This is a genomic window from Halomonas sp. LES1, from assembly GCF_031846005.1.
GTDB lineage: Bacteria > Pseudomonadota > Gammaproteobacteria > Pseudomonadales > Halomonadaceae > Halomonas.
In genome coordinates, this window is sequence record NZ_JAVRGC010000003.1 from 504,693 (window position 1) to 528,785 (window position 24,093).

Genomic DNA, 24,093 nt, shown 5'->3' on the forward strand with positions numbered 1-24,093 from the left:
TCCGGACCTCGGTGGTCGTGATCAGGTGTCATAGTCGGCAATTTTCTCGCGGATCGAGCGCAATTCGGCGTTGATCTCGACCTTGCGGTTGAACTGTTTCGTGTTGCGCAGGCGCTTCTCGAGGGCAGCCGCGTCTTTCTTGAGGGCTTCCAGGGCCCTCAAGCGCTCCAGCTGATCCGGTAAGGCTTCGCCCTGACGCGCCGGTGCGGGAAGCAAGCTGCGCAGCAGTTGCTGGTAGAGCTGCTTCAGGTCGATGGCCGTGGGCAGCGGCAGCCGAGGCGTCTCGGCCGGCAGCCAGTCGCTGCTGGCGTAGTGGTCATCCAGCACCCATTTGCTGGGGTCGGCCTGGCTGGGCCGCTTGTAGGCGGCGGTGACACGGATGCCGCGGGCGCCGTGGAGCTCGAACAGGATCGGAAAGGGAATGGCGCGGTCGATGGCCCGCAGCACGTCTCGGTGCAGGTCCTCGCCCTTGAGGGTGATCACGAAGACCTGCAGCTCCGGCACCTCGTCGGTGCCTGGCAGGTTGAGCGTGCTATGGGCGAGCTTGGCATGCCAGGTGATCTGGCCGACCTCATCCCGCAGGCGTTCCCTGAGGGTGGCGGTGGCCCTCACGTGCGCCAGGATGCGCTGCTTGGCCACCACTCGACCGAGCAGCGCCTTGGCAGGGTACTGGTAGAGCGGTACCGTCATGGTGCTTTACTCTCGATTTCCCTGCTGACCGCATGGCGCTCCGTGCCCGAGCCTGTGTTTATGGTCGAGCCCGCGTCACGAATGACGACGAAGGTGATCAGCTCGAAGTCGTTTAGCCCTTCGATGGTATCGACCAGCGCCGTGGTCTCGCCGCCGCTGAACAGGCTGTCGATGTCCTTGTCCTCCTTCACCTCGATCATCGAGCGAATGGCCTGATCCAGCAGCGCCGAATAGGCGTGCATCTCTCGGCCATCGTGGGTTTCCTCGTTGAAGGGGCGATAGACGGCCTCGACGGGCTCGCTCAGTCCCTTGCATGCGGTGCGAGCCAGGTCGAGCAGGCGCTTAACCTCGGTGTAGTCGCTGATCACTTCGCCGGTATGGCTGATATAGACCAGGTAGAAGGGGTGCAGGCGGTTCGACTGCTGCAGGCCACTGCCTTGGTGACCTACCCGCTGATTGAGATTGCGCAGGGTGAAGATGACCCCGGGCTGCAGGCCCTTCTCGGGCCGGGCCGGCACCACGGTATGCAGGCCGTTGGGGATACGGCTCAGGTCGCCGTTCTCCTTCATGTAGCCCAGCAGGTCCATACGGAATTCATTAAGGCCCAGGTCGGTGATCGACACGCCGGACTTGAGGTCTTCCATCTCCACCACTTCATCCTGCAGCCGGCGCAGCTGCTCGCGCCGGTAGGCGACGTCGTTGGACTGGGCATTGAGGACGTTATCGTCGCCGGTGGCGGTGACGTCGGCGATCACCATGCGGTTCTCGACGCGCTCCTTGAGGTTGATGTACTCGTCCAGGCTGATGTCCGGCCAGTAGTTGACCAGCTGGATGCTGACGTTGGGCGAGCCGATGCGGTCGATGCGCCCGAAGCGCTGGATGATGCGCACCGGGTTCCAGTGGATGTCGTAGTTGATCAGGTAGTCGCAGTCCTGCAGGTTCTGGCCTTCCGAGATGCAGTCGGTCCCGATCAGGATGTCCAGCTCGCGGGATTCATTGGGGTACACCATGGCCTTGCTCTTGGCCTGCGGGGCGAACAGCGTCAGCAGGCCCTGGAAGTCGTAGTGCTGGCGGCTGCCAGGCATGGCGCCGATGGTGGATTTCGGGACGTCGCTGCCGGTCACCAGGCCGGTGTGCACTCCTTGGCTCTCCAGCAGGGCAGGCGCCAGATTGTCGTAGAGGTACTTGGCGGTATCCGCGAAGGCGGTGAAGATCATCACCTTGCGGTTGCCTGGGTTGATCGGCGAGGCCAACTTGCTGGCGATCTGCGTCTTGAGGTGCTGCAGCTTGGCATCGTCGGACGGCGTGACCTTGGCCATTTCCTCCAGCAGCAGCTCGATCCACACCAGGTCGGTGCTCAGATCATGCTCCCAGGACGGCAGGTCCATGTCCTCCAGGCTGATCTGGACCTTCTTGCCCACCGTGGTATCGCCCGGCATGGGAATGCTGTCGTCGTCGGGGTCGGCGTCTTCGAAGGACGCGGTGATATCCGCGAAGCTCTCCGAACGCCCAGTCTTCTTGAAGGCCCCGATTTTATCCAAGATGGACTGGTAGCTATCCCTCAGTCCTTCCAGGGTCAGGCGAAACGCCGCCACCGAGCTCTCCAGGCGCTTGAGCAGGTTGGTCGTCATCAGGGCCTGAAGGCTCTTCTCCCGGTCCACCTGCTTGAAGCTACCGCCCCCACTGGACACTTCGGTGTCGTACATCTCCTCGTACTTCTTGAGGCGGCTGGGCAGGATGTAGCTGATCGGGGCGTAGACGGAGAGCTTGAGCTGGGAGAGCTGCTGGAAGATCTCGTTGAAGCCGATCACATCGGTTCGGTTAGTGAGCGGACAGTGAAACGAGAGCGGCTTGCGGCGCTCCGGGAAGCTGCCGATATCGCTGGTGTCGTAGAAGGTTTCGATATGCCGACGTGAACGGGCGATGGTGACGCTGTCTAGCAGCTCGAAGAAATCGAAATCCAGCGCCTGCAGGATGGCGCCCGTGGTGCGCTTCTCCGGCGGGAGGGCCGACCACTCGTTGAAGGTGGCCTGGGCGCGGCGGAAGGTGCCCTCGATGTCCTTGGCGCCGCTGAGATGGCGAGTCAGGTTCTCGGCCTCGCCCTCGTAGGCCAAGGCCAGCTGGTTCTTCAGGTCGGTGAAGCGATTATTGACAGGCGTGGCGGAGAGCATCAGCACCTTGGTCTTCACCCCGGCACGGATCACCTGATTCATCAGCTTCTGGTAGCGCGTCTCGCGGTCCTTGTAGACGTCGTTGTTGCGGAAGTTGTGTGACTCGTCGATCACCACCAGGTCATAGTTGCCCCAGTTGACGCGATCCAACGGCATGCCGAAGGATTCGCCGCGGGTGCGCTGCAGGTCGGTATGGCAGAGCACGTCATAGTTCAGGCGGTCCTGGGCCAGCACGTTGGTGGTCAGGTTGCGGTTGTAGGTCAGCCAGTTGTCGGCGAGCTTCTTCGGGCACAGTACCAGCACGGAGCGGTTACGCAGCTCGTAGTACTTGATGACCGCCAGGGCGGTAAAGGTCTTCCCGAGCCCTACGCTGTCGGCCAGGATACAGCCGTTGTAGGCCTCCAGCTTGTTGATGACGCCGGTGGCCGCGTCACGCTGGAAGTTGAACAGCTTCTGCCAGATGACGCTGTCCTGGTAGCCGGTGCGGTCGTTGGGCAGCACATCCTCGCTGATGTCTTCCAGGAACTCGTGGAAGATGTGGTAGAGCATTAGGAAGTAGATCCGCTCCGGCGGGTTCTCCCGGTAGACCGAGGCGATATGCTCGCGCAGCCGTTCGGTGACATCCTCGAGCTTCTCTTCGTCCTGCCACAGCTGGTCGAAGAGGGCCATGAACTGAGAGGTGTGGCCCGGCTCGCTGAAGCGGGTGACGAAATTGGAGACCGCATTGCCCTGCTGGTAGCCCAGATCCACCGCCGTGAAGCCCTGCAGGGGCATATAGACCGTATCGCCGCCTGTGGCTGCAACGCCGGCAAAGGGCTGCATGGCCGCCTGGCCACGGTTGGAGCGAAAGCGGGCCTTGCGGCGCATCCAGTCGGCGCACTCACGAGCAATGGCCCGCTGGGTCAGCTTGTTCTTGAGCTGGATCTCGAACTCGCTGCCGTGGACGCTTCGCTCGCGCTCCGCCTTGGGGATGTGGAACTCGCGGTGCTCCTTGCGGAACTTATCGCTGGCCTGGTCCGGGACGAAGGTGGGCGAGGTGAAGATGAACTCGACCGAGTCCAACGCCTCCAGCTCCTCCTTCAGCGCCTCGTAGGCGAAAATCGAGAAGCAGGAGGCCGCGATCTTGAGCCGGGCGCCGGGCCGCAGGGTGTCTTTCAGATCGTCGCCGAGTAGCCGGCTGACGTTATCGATGATCTCCATGGTGCGGCTCCCTGCAGTTCCCCGGCCGCCTGAGGGCGGTCTCGTTTCTCTGCACTCAGCTTATATCAACAGCTAAGTGGGGTGAACGCTGGGGATTGCTACAAGAAGCGTGGATAAACGTCGAGCGGTAGCCTCACCGCCACGAGGGCATCGCCCAGCCCCGCTCACGCGCGATACCGGCGAGCACCGGGTCCGGATGGATGGCGTGCGGTCTCTCCACTGCTTCGAGAAGCGGCAGGTCGTTTCGTGAATCGGAGTAGCCCCAGGTTTCCGCCGGCTGCGTCTCCCCCAGCCACTCCCGGAGTGCGTGAAGCTTGCCTTCCTTGAAGGTGCGGGTACCGCGAGCCTGCCCGGTATAGCGCCCGGCTTGCTCCTCGAGCTGCGTTGCCAGTGCCGCATCGCAGCCTAAACGGCTGGCGAGCGGCACCACCAGCTGGGCGGTCGAGGCGGAGATGACGACGGTGGTATGCCCCTGCTCGCGATGCCAAGCCACCTGCGCCAGGCCTCCCGGGAACAGCCGCGGCATGATGCGACTATCCAGGAAGACCTCGACCTGCTCGGCCACTTCCTGGACCTCGCGTCCTGCCAAGGGAGCGAGAAGAAAGGCCAGATGCGCCTCCATATCCAGGGTGTCTGCCGCGTAGTCGGCCATATGAAGATCCCAGGTGCTGCGATACTCGGCGGCATCCGGGATCCAGCGCTGTTCGATCAACCACTCGTTCCAGTACCCGGTGATATCCCCGTCGAGCAGGGTGTCATCCAGATCGAACAGCGCCAGGCGCATTGCCCTGCAAGACATACTCACTCCTCAAGCTCCTGAACCTCATCGAGGTCGACAAACACCAGCACCTCGCTCTCCTCGGCCAGCAGATGGCGGCTGCCTCGGTTGAGGGCATCGACAGAGAGCTCAATCCCGGCACACTCCACCGCATAGCGTACGATGTTGCCCAGCAGCTGACGACGGCGGATCACGCCTCGGCAGCCAGGGCCTGCGTGAGTTGGAACTTCACCGCCTGGCGAGGCCTCTGACACCGGCTGCAGGTAGATGGCCTCGGGCCTCAACGCCACGAGCGCCGCCCTGCTCACTGTGCCGAGCAGCGCATGCGCCTGCTCCCCCGCCAGCACGTTGTAGTGCCCCATGAAGCCAGCGGCCTGATGGCTGCGGGGCCGTGTGTACAGTGCTTCGGCATCCCCTTGCTGCAGGATACGTCCGTCATGCATCAGGAAGATGCGGTCGGACATCATCAGCGCCTCTTCCTGATCGTGGGTCACGAACAGCGTCGTCAGGCCCAGCGTCTTCTGAATGTCGCGCAGCTGCTGACGCAGGTGACGGCGGATGCGTGCATCCAGCGCCGACAGCGGCTCATCCATCAGCAAGATACGGGGCTCCACGACCAGCGCGCGAGCCAGTGCCACCCGCTGGCACTGCCCGCCAGAGAGTTGATGCGGAAACTTGTCGGCATGCTCGCGCAGCTCGACCAGGCGCAGCACCTCGTCCACGCGGCGGCCGCGCTCCTCCTGGGGCACCTTCTGCATGCGAAGCCCGAAGGCGACGTTGTCGGTGACCCGCATATTGGGGAACAGCGCATAGTGCTGGAACACCATGCCGACGCCGCGCTGCTGGGGAGGGAGTGACGTAATCTCCTCGCCACCCACCATGATGCGTCCTTCATCGAGCGTGTTCAGACCGGCGATGGCCCTCAGCAGGGTCGACTTCCCGCAGCCGGAGGGGCCCAGCAGCGTGACGAACTCGCCCTTGGCGATCTCGGCATCGATCTGGGAAAACACCTGAGTCTCGCCGAAACGCTTGGCCAGGCTCTCGAGGCGCAGATAGTCAGGCGACGCAGTGGCTGTGGTGCCCTGCTGCCTTGTCGCCACCTCGGCCACGGTGTCGCGGCGATCGAGCGTCGGGAGGTGGTCGCGGGCATAGGGAGCAGCGGTCAAGGTTGTCATGCGTTGGCATCCTTGGCGATGGCGTGGCCGGACTGGCGATTCCCCAGCCAGGTCAGCAACAGGGTGAACAGGAAGAGCGTGATCACCAGCGCGCTGGTGAAGTGGCCGCTGGCCCCACGCATGTTGTTGAGATAGACCTGCAGGGTCTCGAAGCGGGTACCCACCAGCATGTTGGCGAAGACGAACTCGCCCACCAGGAAGGAGAAGGAGAGGAAGACGGCGACCTGAACACCGATGCGGATATTGGGCAGGATCACCAGGAAGAAGGCCCTGAACGGCGTCGCGCCAAGCAGCTGAGCGGCGTCCATCAATGACCTCACATCGATGGTCCGCAGACTGTTGGCGACGGCCCGATAGACGAAGGGAAGCGCGATCGTCACGTAGGTGAAGATCAGGATCCAAGGGGAGCCCACCAGCGGCAGCGGGCCACCGGCATAAAGCTGCAGCAGACCTACCGAGGAGACCACCGGCGGTACGGCAAAGGGCACCAGCACCAGCCCGTTCATCCAGGCATCCAGCCGCGGATAGCGGGTATGCGCCAGGAAGGCCACCGGCACGACCAGTACCAGGCTCAGCACGAGAGCTCCGAGGGTCACCAGCATGGAGCGAGCGAACGCCAGCTGGAAACGCGGCGTGCTCCACAGCTCCAGAAACCACTTTAGGGTCAGCCCGTCCGGCAGCAGCGTGGCGCCCCAGCTAGTGGCCAGCGCATACCCCAGCGTCGCCACCAGAGGCAGTGCCAGCAGGGTAAAGACGCCCCCCACCACCAGGGCATGAATAGATGGGCGCGGTAAGCGAAGCGTCGGCAAGGCCGGTGCCTTGGGCCGCGACAGGGTGAGATCAGCGTTCTGCGACATGATGGCTCCTGCGTAACAGCCACTGCTGAATCAGGGTGACCATGGCCAGCAGGCCCACCAGGATCAGCGCCAGGGCGCTGGCCAGGTTGGGCTGCAGGAACAGGTCGCCCGACACCAGGTTGGCGATACGGATGGTCATGAGGTTGTAGCTGGTGTTGACCAGGGCGTAGACGGTGGCATAGGCGCCCATGGCATTGGCGATCAGGATCGTGAAGGTCCCCGCCAGCGCCGGCCGGAGCACCGGCAGGCCGATGTGGCACCAGTAGGCGACTCGCCCGGCGCCCAGCAGGCTGGCAGCGTCACGCCAGTCGGCGCGCAGCCCCGCGAAGGCAGGAAACAGTAACAGCATGCCCAGCGGAATCTGGAACCAGGTGTAGATGACGATCAGGCCGGTGCGTGAGTAGAGCGAGAAGTCATCGATCAGCCCCACACGCTGCAGGGCCAGGGTCAGTACCCCGTTGGCCCCCATCAGGATGATGAACGCGAAGGCCAGCGGCACCCCGGCAAAGTTGCTGGTCATGTTGGTGAAGGCGATCATCCAGCGACGCAGCGGGCCATTGGTTCGGGTCAGGCTGTGGCACGCCAGAACGGCGATGATGAGTCCCAGCAGACTGGAGACCAGGGAGATCTCGATACTGCGCCAGATCGCCTGGCGAAAGAAGGGCGATGTGGCGATCTCCTGAAAGTGCCCCAGCCCCCAGCTTCCCTCGACCTGGAAGGCGCTGACGGCGATCCAGCCCAGAGGCGCCATCTGGAAGGCGACGAAGACCAGCGCGAAAGGCATCAGCCACAGCCAGGCAGGCAGCAGGCGCTTCACGACGCGTCCCTCCCCTCAACCAACAGCTCGGGATGAGAGGGCTTGTCGTGTTGCAGGCCCAGCAGGCTGGCAAGCGTGCCGCACAGCCGCGGCTGCTGGAGGGTGATCGCTGCGTCATGGGCAAACGCCTCGCCGAACAGCCACAGAGGCACTCGGCGCTCCTCTTCCAGCAGGCCCGAGTGAGAGCCGTCGGCATTCATCCCATGGTCGGCGGTCACCATGACCTGGTAACCCTCGGCCAGCCAGGCCGGCAGGTAATCGGCCAGGGCGATATCGGCTCGCCGCGCGGCGTTGCGGTACTGGGGCGACTCCCCGCCATGACGGTGGCCGGCATCATCGACATTCATGCTGTGCACCAGCAGGAAATCAGGGTCGCTCAGACGGCGTAGCGCCTCGGCATCACTGAAGAGGTGATCGTCGGGATAGTGATCCTGCCAGTAAAACAGCCCGGCCTGAATGGCACTCTCGGGATCCTGATGGAAACGATGGCGTGCCGGCACGAAGGGGGCTTCCAGATAGAGTTCGCTGACCCAGTGATAGGCCGCCGCGGCGGTCCGTCGCCCCTGGCGAACCGCCAGATCGAACAGGCTGGTGCCGGTGGAACGGCGCACCACCTGGTTATGCACCACACCGGAGTCCACCGGGCGGTCCCCCGTCAGCAGGCACTCATAGAGCGGACGCGACATGGCGGGCAGTTCACAATCCAGCGTGTGATAGCTGCCACGGCCCGCCTCACACAGGGCATGCAGGTGGCCCATGGCGTGCTGCCCCACGGCATGGTTGAGGCCATCTAGCACCACGAGGATGACGCGATGAGACATGCAAACCTCCTTGCCGCCTCACGGGGAAGCGGCAATTGATGAGAAAGCGGAAGGGTTACTGCTGGTGCATCAGTACCTGGGACTGCCACTGGCGCGGCAGCTGGCGGGCACTCTGTTCCCAGGCCTCGAAATCCTCCACCGGCCGGGCATTGGCGTATTGCTCGTTGGGCAGCAGCTTGGCGGCGATCTCCTCGGGGAGAGTCAGGTGCTGGGCGCGGATCGGCCGGGCATAGCCCTCTGCCAGGTTGAACTGGCCCTCATCGGAAAGGATAAACTCGCGTGCCAGCTTGGCGGCGTTGGAGTGCGGGGCATGCTTGTTGATGATGGTGGCATAGCCGGAGGTGACCGAGGCATCGGAGGGGATCATCACCTCGAAGGCGTCACGATCGATCTGGTCGCGATAGTTGAGGGCGTTGAAGTCCCACAGCAGGGCTACCTCGACCTCGCCTTTCTCGAGGTTGGCGATGCTGGGATCCGCCAGAGAAAGACGCCCTTGGCGTGCCAGCTCGGCGAATAGCTCCAGCCCCGGGGACAGATCGGCTTCATCGCCACCGTTGGCAAAAGCCGCCGCCAGCACGGAGCTGTTGGCCTGAGCCGCCTGGCCCACGGCGCCTAATGACACGCTGTACTCCCCCTCGACCAGATCGGCGAAGCTGCGCGGACGCTCCTCTTCCGGTACCAGCTGCTTGTTGGTCATGAAGGCGATCGTGCCGGTATAGCCGAGCATCCAGTGGCCGTCTTCGTCCTTGGCCCAGTCCGGAATCTCGTCCCAGGTGGTCGGCTTGTAGGGCTGGGTGACGCCCTCCGTCACGGCGATCGGGCCGAAGCTGATGCCGACGTCACCGATATCGGCGGTCGCGTTCTCGCCTTCCGCCTTGAATTTGGCGATCTCCTCGGCGGAGCTCATGTCCGTATCCATGTGCTCCAGGCCGTAATGCTCCTTGAGATCCGCCCAGGTGTCCTTCCAGTTGGCCCAGGTATCCGGCATGCCGACACTGTCGACACGGCCCTCCTCCTGGGCGGCAGCAATCAGATCTGACAGGTCGGTGGAGGCCTGCGCCTGGCCGGCGAACAGCGTGGTGCCCAGGGCGGCGGTCAGAGTGAGGCGAAGCAGCGTCGAACGTGTCGGATTCACGGTGTGGCTCCATGGCAGTGGTCAGGGTGAAACCGCCATCTGGTCTAGTTCAGAAGCGGGTGACAGGAGGCACACTAGGCCGACAAGGTGACAGTGGCGTGTCGGTAACATGGCAAATGGATTGCCTGCCGCCATTCTCGACACACATTGGCATCGTTGGTATTCCATGAAACTGCTGTCATCGTGACGACATGGAAGTTTCGCTAGGCTGACACGCAGCATGCCGTTTATAACGGAACGACAACTGAACTAGACCAGATACGAGACACCCTTGACCACGATGCCACCGCCCTCTCCGACGTCAGCACCTAGCCACCATCCACCCAGCCTGACGCCACCGGCGAATCGACTGCGCCATGCGCTGCTCGACATGCTGGCCGACAAGGCCGTCGGTCACGGAGCGCGGCTACCATCGGAACGGCAGATGATGGCGAGCTTCGGTACTACCCGCATTACCCTGCGAGAAGCGCTGACGCAGCTGGAAGCTGAAGGGTGTATCTATCGAGAGAGTCGTCGTGGTTGGTTCATCTCGCCACCACGCCTGCGCTATGACCTGCTCGCCTGCCTGCCTTTCCGGGAGATGGTGGAGTCTCAGCAGCGCCGGGCAGACACTTACGTACTGGAGGCAACCCGGCGCCAAGCGTCTGCCAGAATCGCTACCCGCCTGGGGATCATGGAGGGCACACCGGTCTACCATATCGTCAGAGCCCGTCACGTCGATGGCCGCCCCGTACTGTATGTGGAGCACCACCTGCGTACGGATTGCTTCCCGGGGATTCTGGACCACGACCTCGAGACCCGTTCGCTGACCGAGCTCTATCGTAGCCACTACGGGATCCGCGTCAGTCGCGTGAGCTTCGAGCTCTGCTCCACGGTGCTGGATGAGCGCGCCGCTGATGCTCTACGCGCCGCAGCAGGCGGCCCCGCTCAGCGTGTGACGCGCATCAACTACGACCAGAACGGGCGGGCCATCGATTGCGATGATGAGCTCTGGCGGCACGATGCCATCGAGCTCACGCTATCGGCGGCACCGCAGAATGGTGGTTAACAGCCTCGCTTTTCCGTTTCAGCGGGGCGGGTCCCATCAGCCAGCCGCCTGAACCTCCGATGGTTTCACTGAACCCTTTCAGGGCAAGCCCCTTCCCCTTGAGCCCCCTTCCCTTCTGGCCTTTGGGCTTTTCACCCTTTGCCCTCGCACTTTTGTGAGCTCCGCCCGGTGGAGGCTCGCCCGGCAAGCATCTATGCTAAAAGGCTGATGTACCCAGGGAGGGAGGCCCCATGGCACTGAAATCACTGCTGACACAAGCCGCCAGTGCTGGCCGCCAGGCAGCTCGGAAGGCTCTCGACGGTGGGCAGCAGGAAGGCTGGTCCGATGGCTGGCATACCCAGGCGAGCACGGCAGACTCGCTGCGCCTGCTGCGCGACTCCGCCACTGGCGTGGCCAAGTCCACCGCCCAAACGGCCACCACCCAGGAAGGGTGGCGGCGCATCGCTAGGCGAGCCGGTAAAGTTACCGCTGGCACAGTCACCTTAGCTGCCGGCATCGCTGCTTCCACGGCTTCGAGCACAGACGTGCCGGCATCCACTGCCGCCTCAGATCCATATGCGGAAGGCTGGCAGGACGGTCCTGATGGGTTCGGGTACTACTCTGGAGGGCTCAGGGTCGATGACTGAGGCTCTGAACGTCAGAGTCTGCCGCCAGAGCCCTTCGCCTGCAGTTTCTGCCCGCCAGAGCTACCAGCACTCTGAGCGTTTCCTCCTCCCTGCTGAATGCCGCTGCTGAGGGCACCACCTATCCGCATGCCTGCCCAACCGAGCACACCAACCCAGAGCCCCGGCAGCACCAGAAACATCATCCCCTCCACGAACTGCAGCACCATGCGGTCATAGAGGTTATTGGCGGCGGAGAGCCAGCTCAGCTTGGCGGCGTCGCTGCGGTAGAGCAGATCCACCAGGTTGGCGTTGATCCAGCGGGCGAGCTCCCACCAGAAGGTCAGGAACCACATGGCGAAGAGCCCGAAGGTAGCCATGCCGGCGACCTTGAAGCTGTAGCTGGAGATGACCATCACGAAGGGCAGGCAGATGATGATGGCCATCACCAGGATGCCCTGCACCATGGGCAGCGCCTGCTTGAGCATATCCATGCCGGCCTGGAAGGGCAGGATCGACAGGGTGCCGCCAATGGCCGAGCCGGCGGTGACGGTGGCATCCCAGAAGTTATTGCCACCATCCAATCCTCGAAACCCCACCACCGCCTGATCCAGGTTGCCGCTGGCCGCACCCGAGCGGGGGCTAACCAGGCGCCGTATCACGTAGTCCTCGGCGTCACTGCCGGTGAAGACGCTGCGGAAGTCATCCCAGAACCCCGTGCTCACCTCATCATGCAACCGGGCCCTCAAGCCAACGCTCTCGGCTGACCACCACTCCTGGCAGGAGGGATAGCCCGGCATCCCCGGGCCGGTGTTGGGCCGGGAGACGTCCCGGTCGGCATTGAACGGGAAGCCGGCGATGGGCCGCCCGGCGTAGAAGCTGTCGTAGTAACCGGGCGTGGTCTGGAAGTAGTTCGAGCCGATCCAGTCCACGTCCATGGCCCGGGTCGCCTCGATGGTGCCGCCCTCCTGCAGCAGCCGGTTTCGCGCAGGGCCGAAGCACTGGCGCTGGAACTCTCCCACCTCCTGTTGCAGCCCCGGGTCTTCGATGCTGTGCAGGTCCAGCTCCATGCGGATGGACTCGAAGTCCGTCGAGCAGGGAATAGCATGAACGGCCGCCGCTGTGACCCCGTGGGATACCGCATGCACCCCCGCCCACCACAGCGGCATCCTGGCCTGCTGGCCTCCAATAGAATTCTCGGTGGCTCCAAACGCCCCCTCGGACCAGCCGCCGGAGGCGAACTGGCGGGTCCCGCACTCCAGCGAACGGCTCTCGTCGATATCGGCGGTGGCCAGCTGGACCTGCAGCAGCGGCAAGCAGGTGAAGGCGTAGGCCAGGATCATGGCGTAGAGCCGGGTCTCGATGCGGTTGACCGTCAAGATGCCCTTGGTCCCGGCCTCGTCGCCCTCCTGGCGGGCCTTGAACCATTCGGAGAGCACCAGGGTAATGAACGGCACCGCGGCGATGCCGGTACCGACCATGACGTTCCAGATGGCGTTGTTGATGATCCAGCCGAGTAGCGTCATGGCGTTCGAGAAGTAGTCGAACACCACCAGCGGCGCGGTGAGCAGGCCTCCCATCAGGCACCTCCCAGCCGGTTGATCAGGTTGGTGACCTCGATAAGGCCCAGGATGCCCAGGGCCATCACCTCGAGCCGCCGGAGCTTGGCGAGCGCCTGTCGGCCGTCGTCGCGGTCTCGGCGCAGTCGCGCCACCGCCCGGGGGCGCACCTTGCGCCACCAGACCAGGACCAGCGCGGCGTAGAGGCTCAGCCGCCAGGCCAGCAGCCACGGCCAGGCGGCCTGCCAGGCGCTATGGTGGGCCTCGAGCCCACCCAGCAGCCGCACGCTGACGGCGAGAATGGCGCCGCTCAGCAGGAACATGACGACCAGCACGGCCATGGCGACCAGCAGCGACGGCCAGCGGGCCGGATTCATCCAGGAGAAAGCGCGTGGCGTCATTCGTCCCCGCCCTCCTCGCCGGCAGGGCGTCCGCGGCCGTCCAGGGCCGCATCCGGACGGAAGGTCTCGCCCTGCGAGGCGCCCTGGCTGCGCCGGGCGGCCCGCTCCAGGGCGATGCCGGCAGCGCTGTTGCCCAGCGCCTGGCGGATCTCCATCTCGGAACGCAGCGACTCGATATCCCGATCCAGAGCCACCAGCTTGCGATCCAGCGCCGTCACGCCCTGCTCGTTGTCGGCGATGCCCGGGTCGCTGCTGCCGGCCAGCAGCAGCCGGCGCGCCCACAGCGCCTTGGTCAGGGTTCTGGCCAGGGCCATCTCACCGCTCAGGCGATGGATCAGCAGCGAGGCCTCGGGGTCGCTGCGCAGCGACTCGATCACCCCACGGGAGACGGTCAGGCCGTCCCCGGCGGATACCTGGCGCAGGTTCTCCGGGGTCAGCGGCTCGCTGCCGTCGACCAGCCCCTGCAGCAGCCCGTAGACCTCCTGCTGCTCACGCTCCAGCTCGCGGACCAGGCCACTGCCGGCCTGGGTCTCGCTGCGCTCGCAGCCGTCGCAGGTACGAATCGACTGTTCACCGATCACCGTCTGGGTCCACTCGGCGGCCTCCTCAGGGCTCTGCCAGACCGTACACATGCCGCCCAGACAGCTTCCTCCCGTCCCGCTGCCTGACCCCGAGCCACCACCGCTCCCACCGGAAGTGCCGGCTAACCCGCCGCCGCCGATCCAGCTGCCTTCGTTGGTGGCCACCGACCCCCAGCCGCCTCCGCCACCCGGGATGGGGGCGGTGCTGGTGGTATCGGTACGCCCATGCAGCAGGTTGTAGCCAGCGCGTGCAGTGTCCTCGACCACCCGAATCGGCTCCTGGCCGCTGCCTCCGCGACGCTGGCCACCCACCCAGGTCACGCCCTGGTTGCCGCCAGACTGGTCGACCTGCTCCTGGGCCGAGACCACGTCGGCGTTGGACTGCGCCGCGCTCTGCCAGCTCTCGGCCGCGGCCATCTGCTGCCACCCCTGCCCGGTGACCATGTCGGCCATGCGCTCGGACATCTGGCGGCAGGACATGGAGGCGCGGTCGAAGTCCACCCGCCCCTGCAGCACGCCGTTGCTTAGCAGGTCATAGAGACCCGGGTTGGCCCGCTGGATGACCATGGCAGGCAACGAGGCCACCGCACTCTGGGCGTTCTGAACCACCGTCCCCATCAGGTTCTGGAAGCCGTTGGTGATGCCGTTGAGCTGGTTGGAGACCGTAGCGCCGATATCGAAGTTGCCGCAGGTGGCATTCATGTTCCAGCTAATGCCGATTCCACGGCTGTTGGGGTTGTAGCCCCGTCCGGCGGAGACGCTAAAAGGCGAGGCGCCGCCGATCTGGTAGTAAAGGGCATCGGCGGATTGCGCCTGAGCCTGGGCAGCATGGGTAGACAGCAGCCCCACCACCAGGGCACCGGCCAGCGGCGCAAGGGCGAAGCGTCGCATACGAATTCCTTTCATCGGCTTCTCTCCTTCAGGGGACTGCATACAGCAGGGTCTGCCCGCGACGCTGGCAACAGCGATAGGGGCGCCACAGCGACCAGGCGTAGTCACCGCCGGTGTCCAGGCGGTCGGCGTAGGTGTCGGTGACGCCGCGGTCCGGCCACACCCGACAGGATTTGCTCATGCTGGGCGTCAGGCGCTGCCAGCGATGCGAAGAGGGGTCACCCTCCTTGACCGGTCCGGGCGGCCAGTAGCCGTCGCGGCTGGAGGCCACCAGCGGCGTGTAGACGTGAGGCTGCCCCGTGCGAGTGACGATGTCGGCAGAGCGCTGGGCAGTGGTCGCCGCGGTCTTGTAGTCGTGCACCTGGGTCAGGAAACCGCTGCGCGGATAGATATTGCCCCACAGGTCGCCGGGCTGGCCCAGCTCACGCATGCCGGGCGTGAGAGCCTCCGGGTAGAGCGACTCGGGAATCGCGCTGCGCCACGCCAGGGCGTCCAGGGTCGAGAGGTGGTAGGGCTGGAAGGGTGTCGCTGCCCCAGCGCACGACATGCCGAAGGCGCTGGCAAAGCTGCTGAAGACACCGCCGGCCGGGTGTCCGATGGCGTCCACGTTCTTGAAGCGCAGGTGCTCGTGCCGAGCCCGGTTGGCATCCGAGGTGCTCTGTCCGCCGGCCAAGGCCTCACCCAATGGTGGCGAGAGGGTGGCCACCTCCCACCAGGGATTGTCGCCGGTGTTCTCGTAGCTGGAGACCACCAACTCGGGGATGTAATGGCGCACCTGCACCGAGGTGCGGATCGAGCAGCCTGACCAGGAACAGTTGAGCCAGACGCAGATACCGATGACCTGATAGTCCAGGCATTGAGTAGAAATCGACGACGCCACAATCTCTGGTGTTGTTAGCGCCTGGGCGGGCCTCTCAATTACGCCCAGGCTCAGCACAGCGCCAATCAACAGAGCGCCCAAGGTCCTGTAGCGCATCATGGGCGGCTCTCCTGACTCAGCAGGCGATCGGCTTCGTTCAATGCCTGCGCGACGTCCGGCTGGCCGTAAATCACATGGCGACCATCGATCACCACGGCGGGCACTTTCTCGACACCCAGCTGCCAGGCCCTGGCCAGCCCGAGATAGCTATCGGCATAGCGGTCAGCAGTTTCCTGCCACGCGGGCGTGGTCATGCGCTCGCGCATCAAGGCTGCAGCAACGTCAGGATCTGCGGGCAACTGCTGAGACAGCAGGGCATCCAGTCGTCCAGGCACATCGAGTTCGATGACCGCTGCACCAGACGGCACATTGATCACCGGCTCTCCGGCGGTGGTAAAGACTTCGATGGCTGGCTCAGCGAGTACGGGGCCTACCAGGCAGGCAGATAGGCTAAAGGCAGCCAGCCAGCGGCGTGGGTGGTGTCTCTCCATGCGTGCCACTCCAATAGAACAAGGAACTGGCATAGCATTGCCAGGTACATCCAGAGAGACAGCAAGAAATGTTAATTCCGTTGAGAGATGTTTTCTGGGGTCGTCACCAAAGGCCACCCCATCGGGTTATCAATATCGCAACCCAACTCATCATTTTAAATGACAAGAAACATTGAATCATTCCCTAACCACCACCATAATATTCCCCAACACTCACCCACCACGAGGAAGTTCATGTCCATTCTCAACACCTACATGCAGAAGGAACAGCAGCTCAAGCAGCTCCAGGAAGAGCTCGACAGGCTGAAGAACGACGACCGCCTGAAGACCGAGCTGGATTTCAAGAACCACCTCGAAGACCTGATGCGCGAGTTCGACAAGTCAGCCGCTGACGTCATCAAGCTTCTGGATCCAACGCCAACTGCTGACAAGAGCTCAAGCAGCACCAAGAGCACCGGCCGCGCCAAGCGCAAGCTGAAGATCTACAAGAACCCGAACACTGGCGAAGTCGTCGAGACCCGCGGCGGCAACCAGAAGACGCTGAAGGCGTGGAAGGAGGAGTACGGTGCCGAGACCGTGGAAGGGTGGCTGGTGAGGACGGAGAACTGACGACTGAGAACACGAGTAGAATTTTTAGATGGAAAAAATTAAACAAGACATCTTTTATAAAACAAGCCTAGAAGCCAATATCATTTCTCCTTAGAATCAACATACAAGAAAGCTTCAAAGCCCATTACTCCATCTAAAAATTAGCTAGTGAAGCAATGGGCTGCAAACAATACGCTTTGTTTATGTGGCTACAATTAATTAGCCGCTGTAACTACTAATTCTAGCAACACGTCTTCTCCAAGATCTGCCACCCCTAAAGTCGCTCTGGCAGGCAGGTTTTCGGGACCAAACCACTGGACCCAGACGTCGTTCATCCCTTTCTTTAGCGACAAGTCAGAAACATAAGCAGTAGCCGAGACAATACACTCCTTTTTAGTTCCGGCTTCAGCAAGATAATTTTCCAGCTTGTCCAATACCTGCTGAGTCTGCCCTGCCATATCCAAGCTGAGATCATCTGCGATGATGCCACCAAAGAACACAAAACCATTGGCTTCAACTGCACGATGCATAATTGGGGTAGGGATACTGCGCTTGATCATGACTAACTCCTTTGATTGCCTGACTTCAGGCGTGGTGTCACTCTTTTCGGCATGCCGAAAAATGAGCAAGATGTATAATGCGGAATAGCAGTAGATCAGATTGAGGAGTGATTACCATTGAAACGTGTAATCGAAAATGGCTCAATCGGGTAGGACGGCTCGCGCCCCATAGCTAGGTCAGCCACGATTTCCCCAGTAATGGGACTCAGCTGAAAACCATGGGCCGAGAAGCCGAAGGCATGAATAACGTTCTCGGATGTACTGCTCGAGCCCAATACTGGGATTTGGTCCGGCATAACGGCTTCCATCCCTGCCCAGGTACGGACAATGCGCGCCTCATTCATAAAGGAGAATAGACTCAACACAGTGTCTGCATTTTCTGCCAAGCCACCAAGGCTGGTCTCGGCAACCTGACGGTGTGAATCGACTTCCCCACGAATTCCTCCGCCGATCATCACCGTACCATTCTCAAACTGTTTAAAGGAAAGTAACCTGGAGGTAGCCCCAATAACCGGGCCGAGAAATGGTTTCATTCGCTCAGTAATCATCAACATCGGCGCCTCCGCTGTGAGAGGCACTGGCTCACCCAGCCATTGACAAAGAGTTCCCGCCCAAGCACCAGCACAATTGATGAGGATGTCAGCAGTAAACCGGTGGGTGCCAGCCTGAACCTTCCAGCCGCTGCCACAGGCCTCCAGGTCAGTGACAGTCACACCTTCGAAGAAACTTGCGCCCTGCCGTTGAGCCAAGCGCCTCCAGGCTGTAACCGTCCGATAGGGGTTGGCATAACCATCTCCGTCGCAGGCAAGCCCGCCAGGGCTATGGGGAGACAGAGCAGGGACACGCTTACGGAGCTCGTCGCGAGTAATAAGGTATTCGTGGTTGAATCCCAGAGAACGGACCTGTCGCTCACGCTCAGCCAGCGTCTCCAAGTCTGCACTATTCTCGGCGACCATGATCTGCCCGACCGGGCGAAAACCACAGTCGTCCCCTACTACCTCGGCCATGCGTTGCCAACGCTCCCAGGCCGCCATGGCCAATGGGATCTCCGCAGGATGCCTGCCTAATCGCCGCACACCACCAGCGTTAACACCTGAGGCATGACGGCCGGCATAGTCCTTGTCGATCACAGTGACCCGATGGCCCTGGGCGCTGAGATGGACAGCGGCACTACAGCCATGGAGACCTGCCCCGACAATCACAATCCGCGCACTCATCTCGAAATGTCCTCAGCGGCTGTAGCCAGCTGCCCCAAAGTAATGGGTTTAAAGGGAGGGCGAAGCCGATAGTAACCAGTCTCGCTAACGCTCTGGCCGTTGGCATCGGCCAACAGTTCGCTAACCGTCAGGCCACACATACGTCCTTGACAGGGTCCCATTCCGCATCGAGTAAATGATTTGGTCTGGTTAGGTCCACGACACCCCTGCTTTGCCATGTTCCGCACTTCACCTGCAGTAACTTCCTCACACCGACAGACAACTGTATTGTCCTCCGGAAGGCGCCATTGTGCGGCCGGTTGGTAGAGGGTGTCGAGGAAAGGACGAATAGCCGTTTCCCGCTTTAATTCACGCCGTAGCCGCTTCACTTCCGCTCGGATTTGATCTTCATTAACACGACCTAGAGCGATGGCGGCACCCAAGCCTGCTAGCCGCCCCTGAAAAGCAGAAGCTTTGGCTCCTACGATGCCACCAGCATCTCCAGCGACCGAGACCCCCTCGACATCTGTTGCCAACCAAGTGTCCGTTCGCGGACGCCAAGACAGTTGCCGCTCGTCCCAATCATGTGTGCAGTCGAGCGCCCGAGTAACCTGTGTATTTGGTACTACACCCTGATGCAGTAGCAGCAGCGGTGTTGTCAAGGAGTGCCACTCAGGATCATTGCCACATCGCCAGCGGACACGCTCTAGTCGGTTCTCGCCTTCGGCCTCCAGAGCCGTTACATGCCGAACATGTCTAACTCCTGCACGTCGCAGTTCGGCCAATAGCCCCACGCCCTTGAGTAGAGTTCGAATATTTCGTAGCGCACCTGGCATTAGCGGGAGTGCATCCCGGTATTGGCCTGGCGACGAGGTATCAAGCAAGGCAGCAATGGGAACCCCAGCGCGCAAATATTGCACGGCCAGCAGTAAAAGAAGTGGCCCACAGCCAGCGAGAACAACCGGTGCCGAGGGCACCAAACCACCACTCTTAAGCATAATCTGCCCGCTTCCGGCAGTCATGACTCCGGGCAGGGTCCAGCCCGGAACCGGAAAAGGACGCTCCATGGCACCATGAGCGAGAATGACATGTCGGGCTCGAACCATCGACGCTTGGTCACCCTGGAGGAGCCCGACCTCAAGCTGTCTGGTGAGCTGCCAAAGGGTAGTCCCAGGCCGATAATCAATGCGTGGATCATCAAGCCCATCTACCAGCTCCTCACCACACCAGTAGTCATTACCAAGAATTCGCCGCTCCTTGATCGGCGTAGTCTCAATTGAACGATAAATCTGTCCACCAGGCGCCGGCTGTTCATCTACCACCACCGCGGTAATGCCATGGGCCACGGCAGCGGCGGCAGCGGCCATACCGGCAGGCCCACTTCCAAGTATCACCAAGTCATGAGTCGTCATCAGCCGAGCCTCCTTGCGCCGTGTTGAGAGCGAATCTGCATGCCGTCCTTCACATGGACCTGGCAACCCTGGACATTAGGGACGTCGTCCACCTCGACCAGACACTCAAAACAGACCCCCATCATGCAGTAGGGGCCTCTCTGGGATCCGCTCACCGGCGTGGTACGACATGCTTCGACGCCGGCAGCGAGCAGCGCCGCTGCAATGGTATCGCCATCCTGGGCAGTAACCTGCCGGCCGTTGAAGTAAACGATCACTGTTTTCTGCATAGGCGCATCAGGCAGGGTTAGCCGTTTGAACATCGAATCTCTCCGCGGTGAAAGGAACTATTTCGTTAGGTGAGGAATCACCAGCGATCCAGGGGGCAAGGCGTTTGGCATGGGCTGCAGCCAAGGTCACACCGCTATGGCAGCAGGCCACGAATGCGCCCGGATGAGAGAGCGAAGCTTGATAGAGCGGATAGCCATCAGGTGTCATCACTCGCAGCGCACCCCAAGTACGTACTATGCGCGTCTTGGCTAGCGCCGGCAGGGCACGCACAGCCCGTTGGGCGATATGCGATAGCACAGGAGTTTCTGTGCCCTCGTCAAAACCGACATCTTCATGTGAATCACCTAGCAAAATTGAGCCTTCCCCTGTCTGGCGAAGGTACGTGGTCGGAAGATTCAGAAGTGGGCTCATGCGCTCAGTAACCAGGATCTCGCCTCGGTTAGGCACCAGTGGTGCTTGCAGACCAACCTGAGGAGCTAGAAGGCGGTTACCGAGACCGGCGGCGAGCACCACGCGCTCCGCATGGACTCGCTCACCTTCACGCTCGATTACAAAGCTATCCCCTCGCTGTTGTACTCGGTGAACCTTGCTGCCAGGAAGGAAAGTACCGCCAAAGCGAAGAAAACCGGCATGCAACCCACGTAGCAAATAAAGAGGATTGGCATGTCCATCCCAGCGTGACCATGAGGCTCCCGTGACACTCTCCCCGATTTCCGGAATCATCTCGCGTAGCTGTTCATGATCGAGCATTGCGAAATCAAACTGCCCGCCAGTTGCCTTGGACAACGTGGTAAGTTCAGCCTGCCGCAGCTCTATTTCCTTGTGGCTGTAGCAGAGATGCAAACCTCCCGGCGCTTGGTGTTGTGTTGCTACCCCAGTGAGCTCCCAGAGTTCTTCCGATAGGCTGGGCCACAAGGATGCAGAACTCATGCTCCACTGTGAGTAGCTCGGGATTTCGAGCCCTTTACCCTGAACCCAGACCAGTCCGAAATTGCCTCGAGATGCTCGATAGGCAACATCGCCCTCATCGAGCACAGCGACACGGTAGCTGGCCCTAGCCAGGCCATAAGCAATAGCACTGCCTACTAGCCCACCACCAACGATAGCAAAATCATAAGTCTTCATTTAATCGATTCACCCATTGCCGATCAGGAATTTGTCTAACCCAGAGACATGATCCAGCATCAGAACCAAGAAAGCCGTTAGAAAGATCAGCACGGTCGATATAAAAGCAATCATCGGACCGATGGTGTAAACAATATCCTTATACATTTTACGAACAGCGCTGTCGGTCTGGACGACGCAAAAAAACGCCATCGAAATTTATAGGAACTGCGGTTAACGCGAGAAACCAACCGCCAGGCACGCTCGACAAGGTCACCGGAAATACGACACGACTAAAAATAGACCACTGACTGGCCCTCAATGACATCACGGAATTTACTACCTGTTCCCCCATACCAAATACTGATACTTTAAATAAGCGATTAGTATGCAGAATGGTGGCCACATAAGCCGACACCAATGCATTAAGACTGCTATATACACTGGTACGCAAAAAAAACCCGGGGAAAAATAAACCGAGAGTTTCATACGGAACAAGAAGAATTAAATCAACAAAAGGGCCGGCAGGAAAAATCATGGGGCTAAAGCTACTGAAAAATCAATTGCGCCATTTATAAATACTATTCGAAGTACGCGACAACCCATAATTCACATCCTCTTATTTATTATTAAATCAATAAGATATTGAAAATAACTCAAATTGCTATAATTTTTTTCAATGCAGTGTTTACGCTATGGCTTAAAAACTAGCACCTAAATGCCATGCAAACTAATACCATTTTTTACCAACCCTATGCGCATATGTTATCGGAGTCATCGCTTTACGCATCAATCAACTTCTGAAGTTAGGCTTGATAACGTGCCAGCAGAGTTAAGCTCAAGTCTTGTGTATGGAGGGCAGAAGGAAGGGTGGCGTATCCTGCTGATTGATCACGCCAGATCACAACCAGCATAGGATGGATACGCCATGACCGATTTTACCCTCCAAGCCGTGACGCAACCAGACACTGGTGCTACCGACCCGCTGCATGAATTGCTTCGCCAAGGTGCCCGAGATCTGATCGCCAAAGCCGTGGAGGCCGAGTTGAGCACGTTCCTTGAGCAGTACGCCGAGAAGACGCTGGAAGACGGTCGCCGTGCCGTCGTCCGCAACGGCTACTTGCCGGAGCGCACGGTGCAGACCGGTATCGGCGACGTCGAGGTCAAGGTGCCCCGGACCCGCGATCGCAGCGGTGATGGGGTTACCTTCAGCAGCGCGCTGCTGCCGCCCTACCTGAAGCGGGCCCGGAGCATCGAAGAGCTGATCCCCTGGCTCTACCTGAAGGGGGTCTCCACCGATGACTACCAGGAGGCCCTGGCAGCCCTGCTGGGCGACCAGGCCAAGGGGCTTTCGGCCAACACTGTGTCGCGGCTCAAGAAGCAGTGGGAGGCTGAGCACGCCGAGTGGCAGAAGCGGGGCTTATCAGAGCAGCGCTACGTCTACTGGTGGGCAGACGGCGTCTACAGCAACGTTCGAATGGATGACCGCCTGTGCCTGCTGGTGATCATCGGTGTCACCGAGCAGGGCCGTAAGGAGTTGGTCGCCGTCGAGGATGGGCGACGCGAGTCGGAAGCCAGCTGGAAAGAGCTGCTCACGGGGCTACGCGAGCGCGGGCTGACCACGGCCCCCAAGCTGGCGGTCGGCGATGGCGCCATGGGCTTCTGGGCCGCGCTGAGCAAGGTCTATCCGGAGACCAACCACCAGCGTTGCTGGGTCCACAAGACCGCCAACGTACTGAACAAGCTACCGAAATCCGTGCAGCCCAAGGTCAAGGCCGACCTCCACGAGATCTGGATGGCCGAGACCCGCGACGAGGCACATAAGGCCTTCGATCGCACGGTAAAACGCTTCGAGGCCAAGTACCCCAGAGCCATGGAGTGCCTGGCCAAGGATCGGGAAGAACTGCTGGCGTTCTATGACTACCCGGCAGAGCACTGGGTGCATATCCGCACCACCAACCCGATCGAATCGACCTTCGCCACGGTCCGCCTGCGGAGCAGGCGCAGCCGGAACTGCGGCTCCAGAGCGACGACCCTGGCGATGGTCTTCAAGCTGCTTCAGAGCGCCCAGAAGCGCTGGAAGCGGATCAAGGGGTTCAACAAGCTGGAGCTGGTCGTGAACAACGTCCAGTTCAAGGACGGCGAACCCTTGACCGATCAGTCAGACAGGGCTGTCGCCTGACCGGCCATACACAGAAATTGACAATAACTCGTGCCAGCAAGAAGTGTGGTTAGATCTGATAAGTTAGGCCACCGTGGGCCTTCGCTAAAGTTTCAAGTCGCCAAACACGCCCACCGAAGGAAGCCCGCGATGGCTGCCAAGAGCATGGCACTGGCGAAGCTGCTTGAAAAGCGCAGGATGTTTCAGGGCTTTCTGAGCCAGAGGCTGATGCTGATGCTGATGCTAATGCTAATGCTTCAGGAGCTATTGGAGCATGTGGTGACCGCGCTGTTAAAGAACCGGCTGCCATGGAGCGACGCGAGGAACGTGTCAACCAGCGCAACTGCTACCGAGAGTGGCTTATGGGAACCTGCATTTCTCGTCGACCGATCGCGACGCCTCCACTTCACAGGACGTGAGGCCCGCAACGAAGTGAGCCTGCTGCTGAGTCTATACGCCTATTAAGTTCTGCATGGCCTGCGCTGCCTGCTGAGGCAGCAGACCCGGTAAGGCTGGAGCTGGAGCGGATACGCGAGCAGGTGCTGAATGCAACTGCCACGATGTCGTTGCAAGCCCGGCGCATCACTGTTCATCTCGGCGCCGCCGCCGACAAGTGGCGGCCGACGTTGTTGAAGGGGCTGCCGAAACTGACGGCGCTGAGTTGAC

Annotated in this window: 22 protein-coding genes and 1 pseudogene; 5 read left to right on the forward strand and 18 right to left on the reverse strand. The window is 61.3% G+C overall.

Features of this window, described 5'->3' with window-relative positions; genetic code table 11:
• Positions 1-21: 21 nt before the first annotated feature.
• From RM463_RS09705 to RM463_RS09740, 8 genes are all read right to left on the reverse strand, one after another.
• Complete coding sequence (locus tag RM463_RS09705; protein ID WP_311429867.1) at positions 22-690, reverse strand: DUF4391 domain-containing protein; 669 nt, start codon at positions 688-690, stop codon at positions 22-24.
• The gene (locus RM463_RS09710) at positions 687-4,061 is read right to left on the reverse strand and encodes a helicase-related protein (RefSeq protein ID WP_311429868.1); all 3,375 of its coding nucleotides are present in this window, start codon (positions 4,059-4,061) and stop codon (positions 687-689) included. The genes RM463_RS09705 and RM463_RS09710 overlap by 4 nt, the downstream gene beginning before the upstream one ends.
• A 133-nt stretch (positions 4,062-4,194) precedes the next feature.
• Positions 4,195-4,860, reverse strand: a complete 666-nt coding sequence (locus tag RM463_RS09715; protein ID WP_311429869.1) for an HAD family hydrolase — start codon at positions 4,858-4,860, stop codon at positions 4,195-4,197.
• Positions 4,861-4,862: 2 nt separating this feature from the next.
• A complete protein-coding gene (locus RM463_RS09720) occupies positions 4,863-6,014 on the reverse strand; it encodes an ABC transporter ATP-binding protein (protein ID WP_311429870.1) in 1,152 nt (383 codons plus the stop codon).
• Complete coding sequence (locus tag RM463_RS09725; protein ID WP_023006927.1) at positions 6,011-6,871, reverse strand: ABC transporter permease; 861 nt, start codon at positions 6,869-6,871, stop codon at positions 6,011-6,013. The genes RM463_RS09720 and RM463_RS09725 overlap by 4 nt, the downstream gene beginning before the upstream one ends.
• On the reverse strand, positions 6,855-7,688 hold the full coding sequence (locus RM463_RS09730) for an ABC transporter permease subunit (RefSeq protein ID WP_311429871.1): 834 nt from the start codon (positions 7,686-7,688) through the stop codon (positions 6,855-6,857). The genes RM463_RS09725 and RM463_RS09730 overlap by 17 nt, the downstream gene beginning before the upstream one ends.
• Positions 7,685-8,509, reverse strand: coding sequence for an alkaline phosphatase family protein (locus RM463_RS09735; protein ID WP_224420295.1), 825 nt, complete (start codon positions 8,507-8,509; stop codon positions 7,685-7,687). Before RM463_RS09735 ends, RM463_RS09730 begins: the two co-directional genes overlap by 4 nt.
• 55 nt (positions 8,510-8,564) lie before the next feature.
• Positions 8,565-9,644 (reverse strand): extracellular solute-binding protein, encoded by a 1,080-nt coding sequence (locus RM463_RS09740; RefSeq protein WP_311429872.1) that lies wholly within the window; start codon positions 9,642-9,644, stop codon positions 8,565-8,567.
• A 280-nt stretch (positions 9,645-9,924) separates the two neighbouring features.
• Between RM463_RS09740 and RM463_RS09745 the strand changes: the two genes are divergently transcribed.
• Together RM463_RS09745 and RM463_RS09750 are read left to right on the forward strand one after the other, a co-directional pair.
• A complete protein-coding gene (locus RM463_RS09745; protein ID WP_311429952.1) occupies positions 9,925-10,692 on the forward strand; it encodes a UTRA domain-containing protein in 768 nt (255 codons plus the stop codon).
• A 230-nt stretch (positions 10,693-10,922) separates the two neighbouring features.
• Positions 10,923-11,318: a hypothetical protein gene (locus RM463_RS09750; protein ID WP_311429873.1), complete on the forward strand. Its 396-nt coding sequence runs from the start codon at positions 10,923-10,925 to the stop codon at positions 11,316-11,318.
• Between the two features lie 11 nt (positions 11,319-11,329).
• Here RM463_RS09750 and RM463_RS09755 read toward each other — a convergent pair whose 3' ends face one another.
• Genes RM463_RS09755 through RM463_RS09775 form a run of 5 tightly spaced genes read right to left on the reverse strand, consistent with a single transcriptional unit; the run spans position 11,330 to position 16,169 of the window.
• Positions 11,330-12,874 carry a conjugal transfer protein TraG N-terminal domain-containing protein gene (locus RM463_RS09755; protein ID WP_311429874.1) on the reverse strand — a complete coding sequence of 515 codons (1,545 nt, stop codon included), beginning with the start codon at positions 12,872-12,874 and terminating at the stop codon, positions 11,330-11,332.
• Positions 12,874-13,254 carry a hypothetical protein gene (locus tag RM463_RS09760; RefSeq protein WP_311429875.1) on the reverse strand — a complete coding sequence of 127 codons (381 nt, stop codon included), beginning with the start codon at positions 13,252-13,254 and terminating at the stop codon, positions 12,874-12,876. The genes RM463_RS09755 and RM463_RS09760 overlap by 1 nt, the downstream gene beginning before the upstream one ends.
• A complete protein-coding gene (locus tag RM463_RS09765; protein ID WP_311429876.1) occupies positions 13,251-14,741 on the reverse strand; it encodes an integrating conjugative element protein in 1,491 nt (496 codons plus the stop codon). Before RM463_RS09765 ends, RM463_RS09760 begins: the two co-directional genes overlap by 4 nt.
• A gap of 13 nt (positions 14,742-14,754) precedes the next feature.
• The gene (locus RM463_RS09770; RefSeq protein WP_311429953.1) at positions 14,755-15,702 is read right to left on the reverse strand and encodes a TIGR03756 family integrating conjugative element protein; all 948 of its coding nucleotides are present in this window, start codon (positions 15,700-15,702) and stop codon (positions 14,755-14,757) included.
• Positions 15,702-16,169 carry a TIGR03757 family integrating conjugative element protein gene (locus tag RM463_RS09775; protein ID WP_311429954.1) on the reverse strand — a complete coding sequence of 156 codons (468 nt, stop codon included), beginning with the start codon at positions 16,167-16,169 and terminating at the stop codon, positions 15,702-15,704. Before RM463_RS09775 ends, RM463_RS09770 begins: the two co-directional genes overlap by 1 nt.
• Positions 16,170-16,370: 201 nt before the next feature.
• Here RM463_RS09775 and RM463_RS09780 point away from each other — a divergent pair, with 201 nt between their 5' ends.
• Positions 16,371-16,745, forward strand: a complete 375-nt coding sequence (locus RM463_RS09780) for a histone-like nucleoid-structuring protein, MvaT/MvaU family (protein WP_311429877.1) — start codon at positions 16,371-16,373, stop codon at positions 16,743-16,745.
• Between the two features lie 194 nt (positions 16,746-16,939).
• On the opposite strand, the gene RM463_RS09785 is transcribed toward RM463_RS09780, so the two are convergent.
• From RM463_RS09785 to RM463_RS09805, 5 genes are all read right to left on the reverse strand, one after another.
• The gene (locus RM463_RS09785) at positions 16,940-17,284 is read right to left on the reverse strand and encodes a RidA family protein (protein WP_311429878.1); all 345 of its coding nucleotides are present in this window, start codon (positions 17,282-17,284) and stop codon (positions 16,940-16,942) included.
• A gap of 95 nt (positions 17,285-17,379) precedes the next feature.
• On the reverse strand, positions 17,380-18,501 hold the full coding sequence (locus RM463_RS09790; protein WP_311429879.1) for an FAD-dependent oxidoreductase: 1,122 nt from the start codon (positions 18,499-18,501) through the stop codon (positions 17,380-17,382).
• Complete coding sequence (locus RM463_RS09795) at positions 18,498-19,892, reverse strand: (2Fe-2S)-binding protein (RefSeq protein ID WP_311429880.1); 1,395 nt, start codon at positions 19,890-19,892, stop codon at positions 18,498-18,500. The genes RM463_RS09790 and RM463_RS09795 overlap by 4 nt, the downstream gene beginning before the upstream one ends.
• Entirely contained in the window at positions 19,892-20,194 is a 303-nt protein-coding gene (locus RM463_RS09800) for a (2Fe-2S)-binding protein (protein WP_311429881.1), read from the reverse strand. Before RM463_RS09800 ends, RM463_RS09795 begins: the two co-directional genes overlap by 1 nt.
• Positions 20,169-21,287 (reverse strand): FAD-dependent oxidoreductase, encoded by a 1,119-nt coding sequence (locus RM463_RS09805; RefSeq protein WP_311429882.1) that lies wholly within the window; start codon positions 21,285-21,287, stop codon positions 20,169-20,171. The genes RM463_RS09800 and RM463_RS09805 overlap by 26 nt, the downstream gene beginning before the upstream one ends.
• A 907-nt stretch (positions 21,288-22,194) precedes the next feature.
• On the opposite strand from RM463_RS09805, the gene RM463_RS09810 reads away from it, so the two are divergent.
• Both RM463_RS09810 and RM463_RS09815 read left to right on the forward strand, forming a co-directional pair.
• Positions 22,195-23,448, forward strand: coding sequence for an IS256 family transposase (locus tag RM463_RS09810; protein ID WP_311429883.1), 1,254 nt, complete (start codon positions 22,195-22,197; stop codon positions 23,446-23,448).
• A 346-nt stretch (positions 23,449-23,794) separates the two neighbouring features.
• Positions 23,795-24,092 (forward strand): annotated as a pseudogene (locus tag RM463_RS09815) (IS1380 family transposase); the annotation flags it as partial.
• Between the last annotated feature and the right edge of the window lies 1 nt (position 24,093).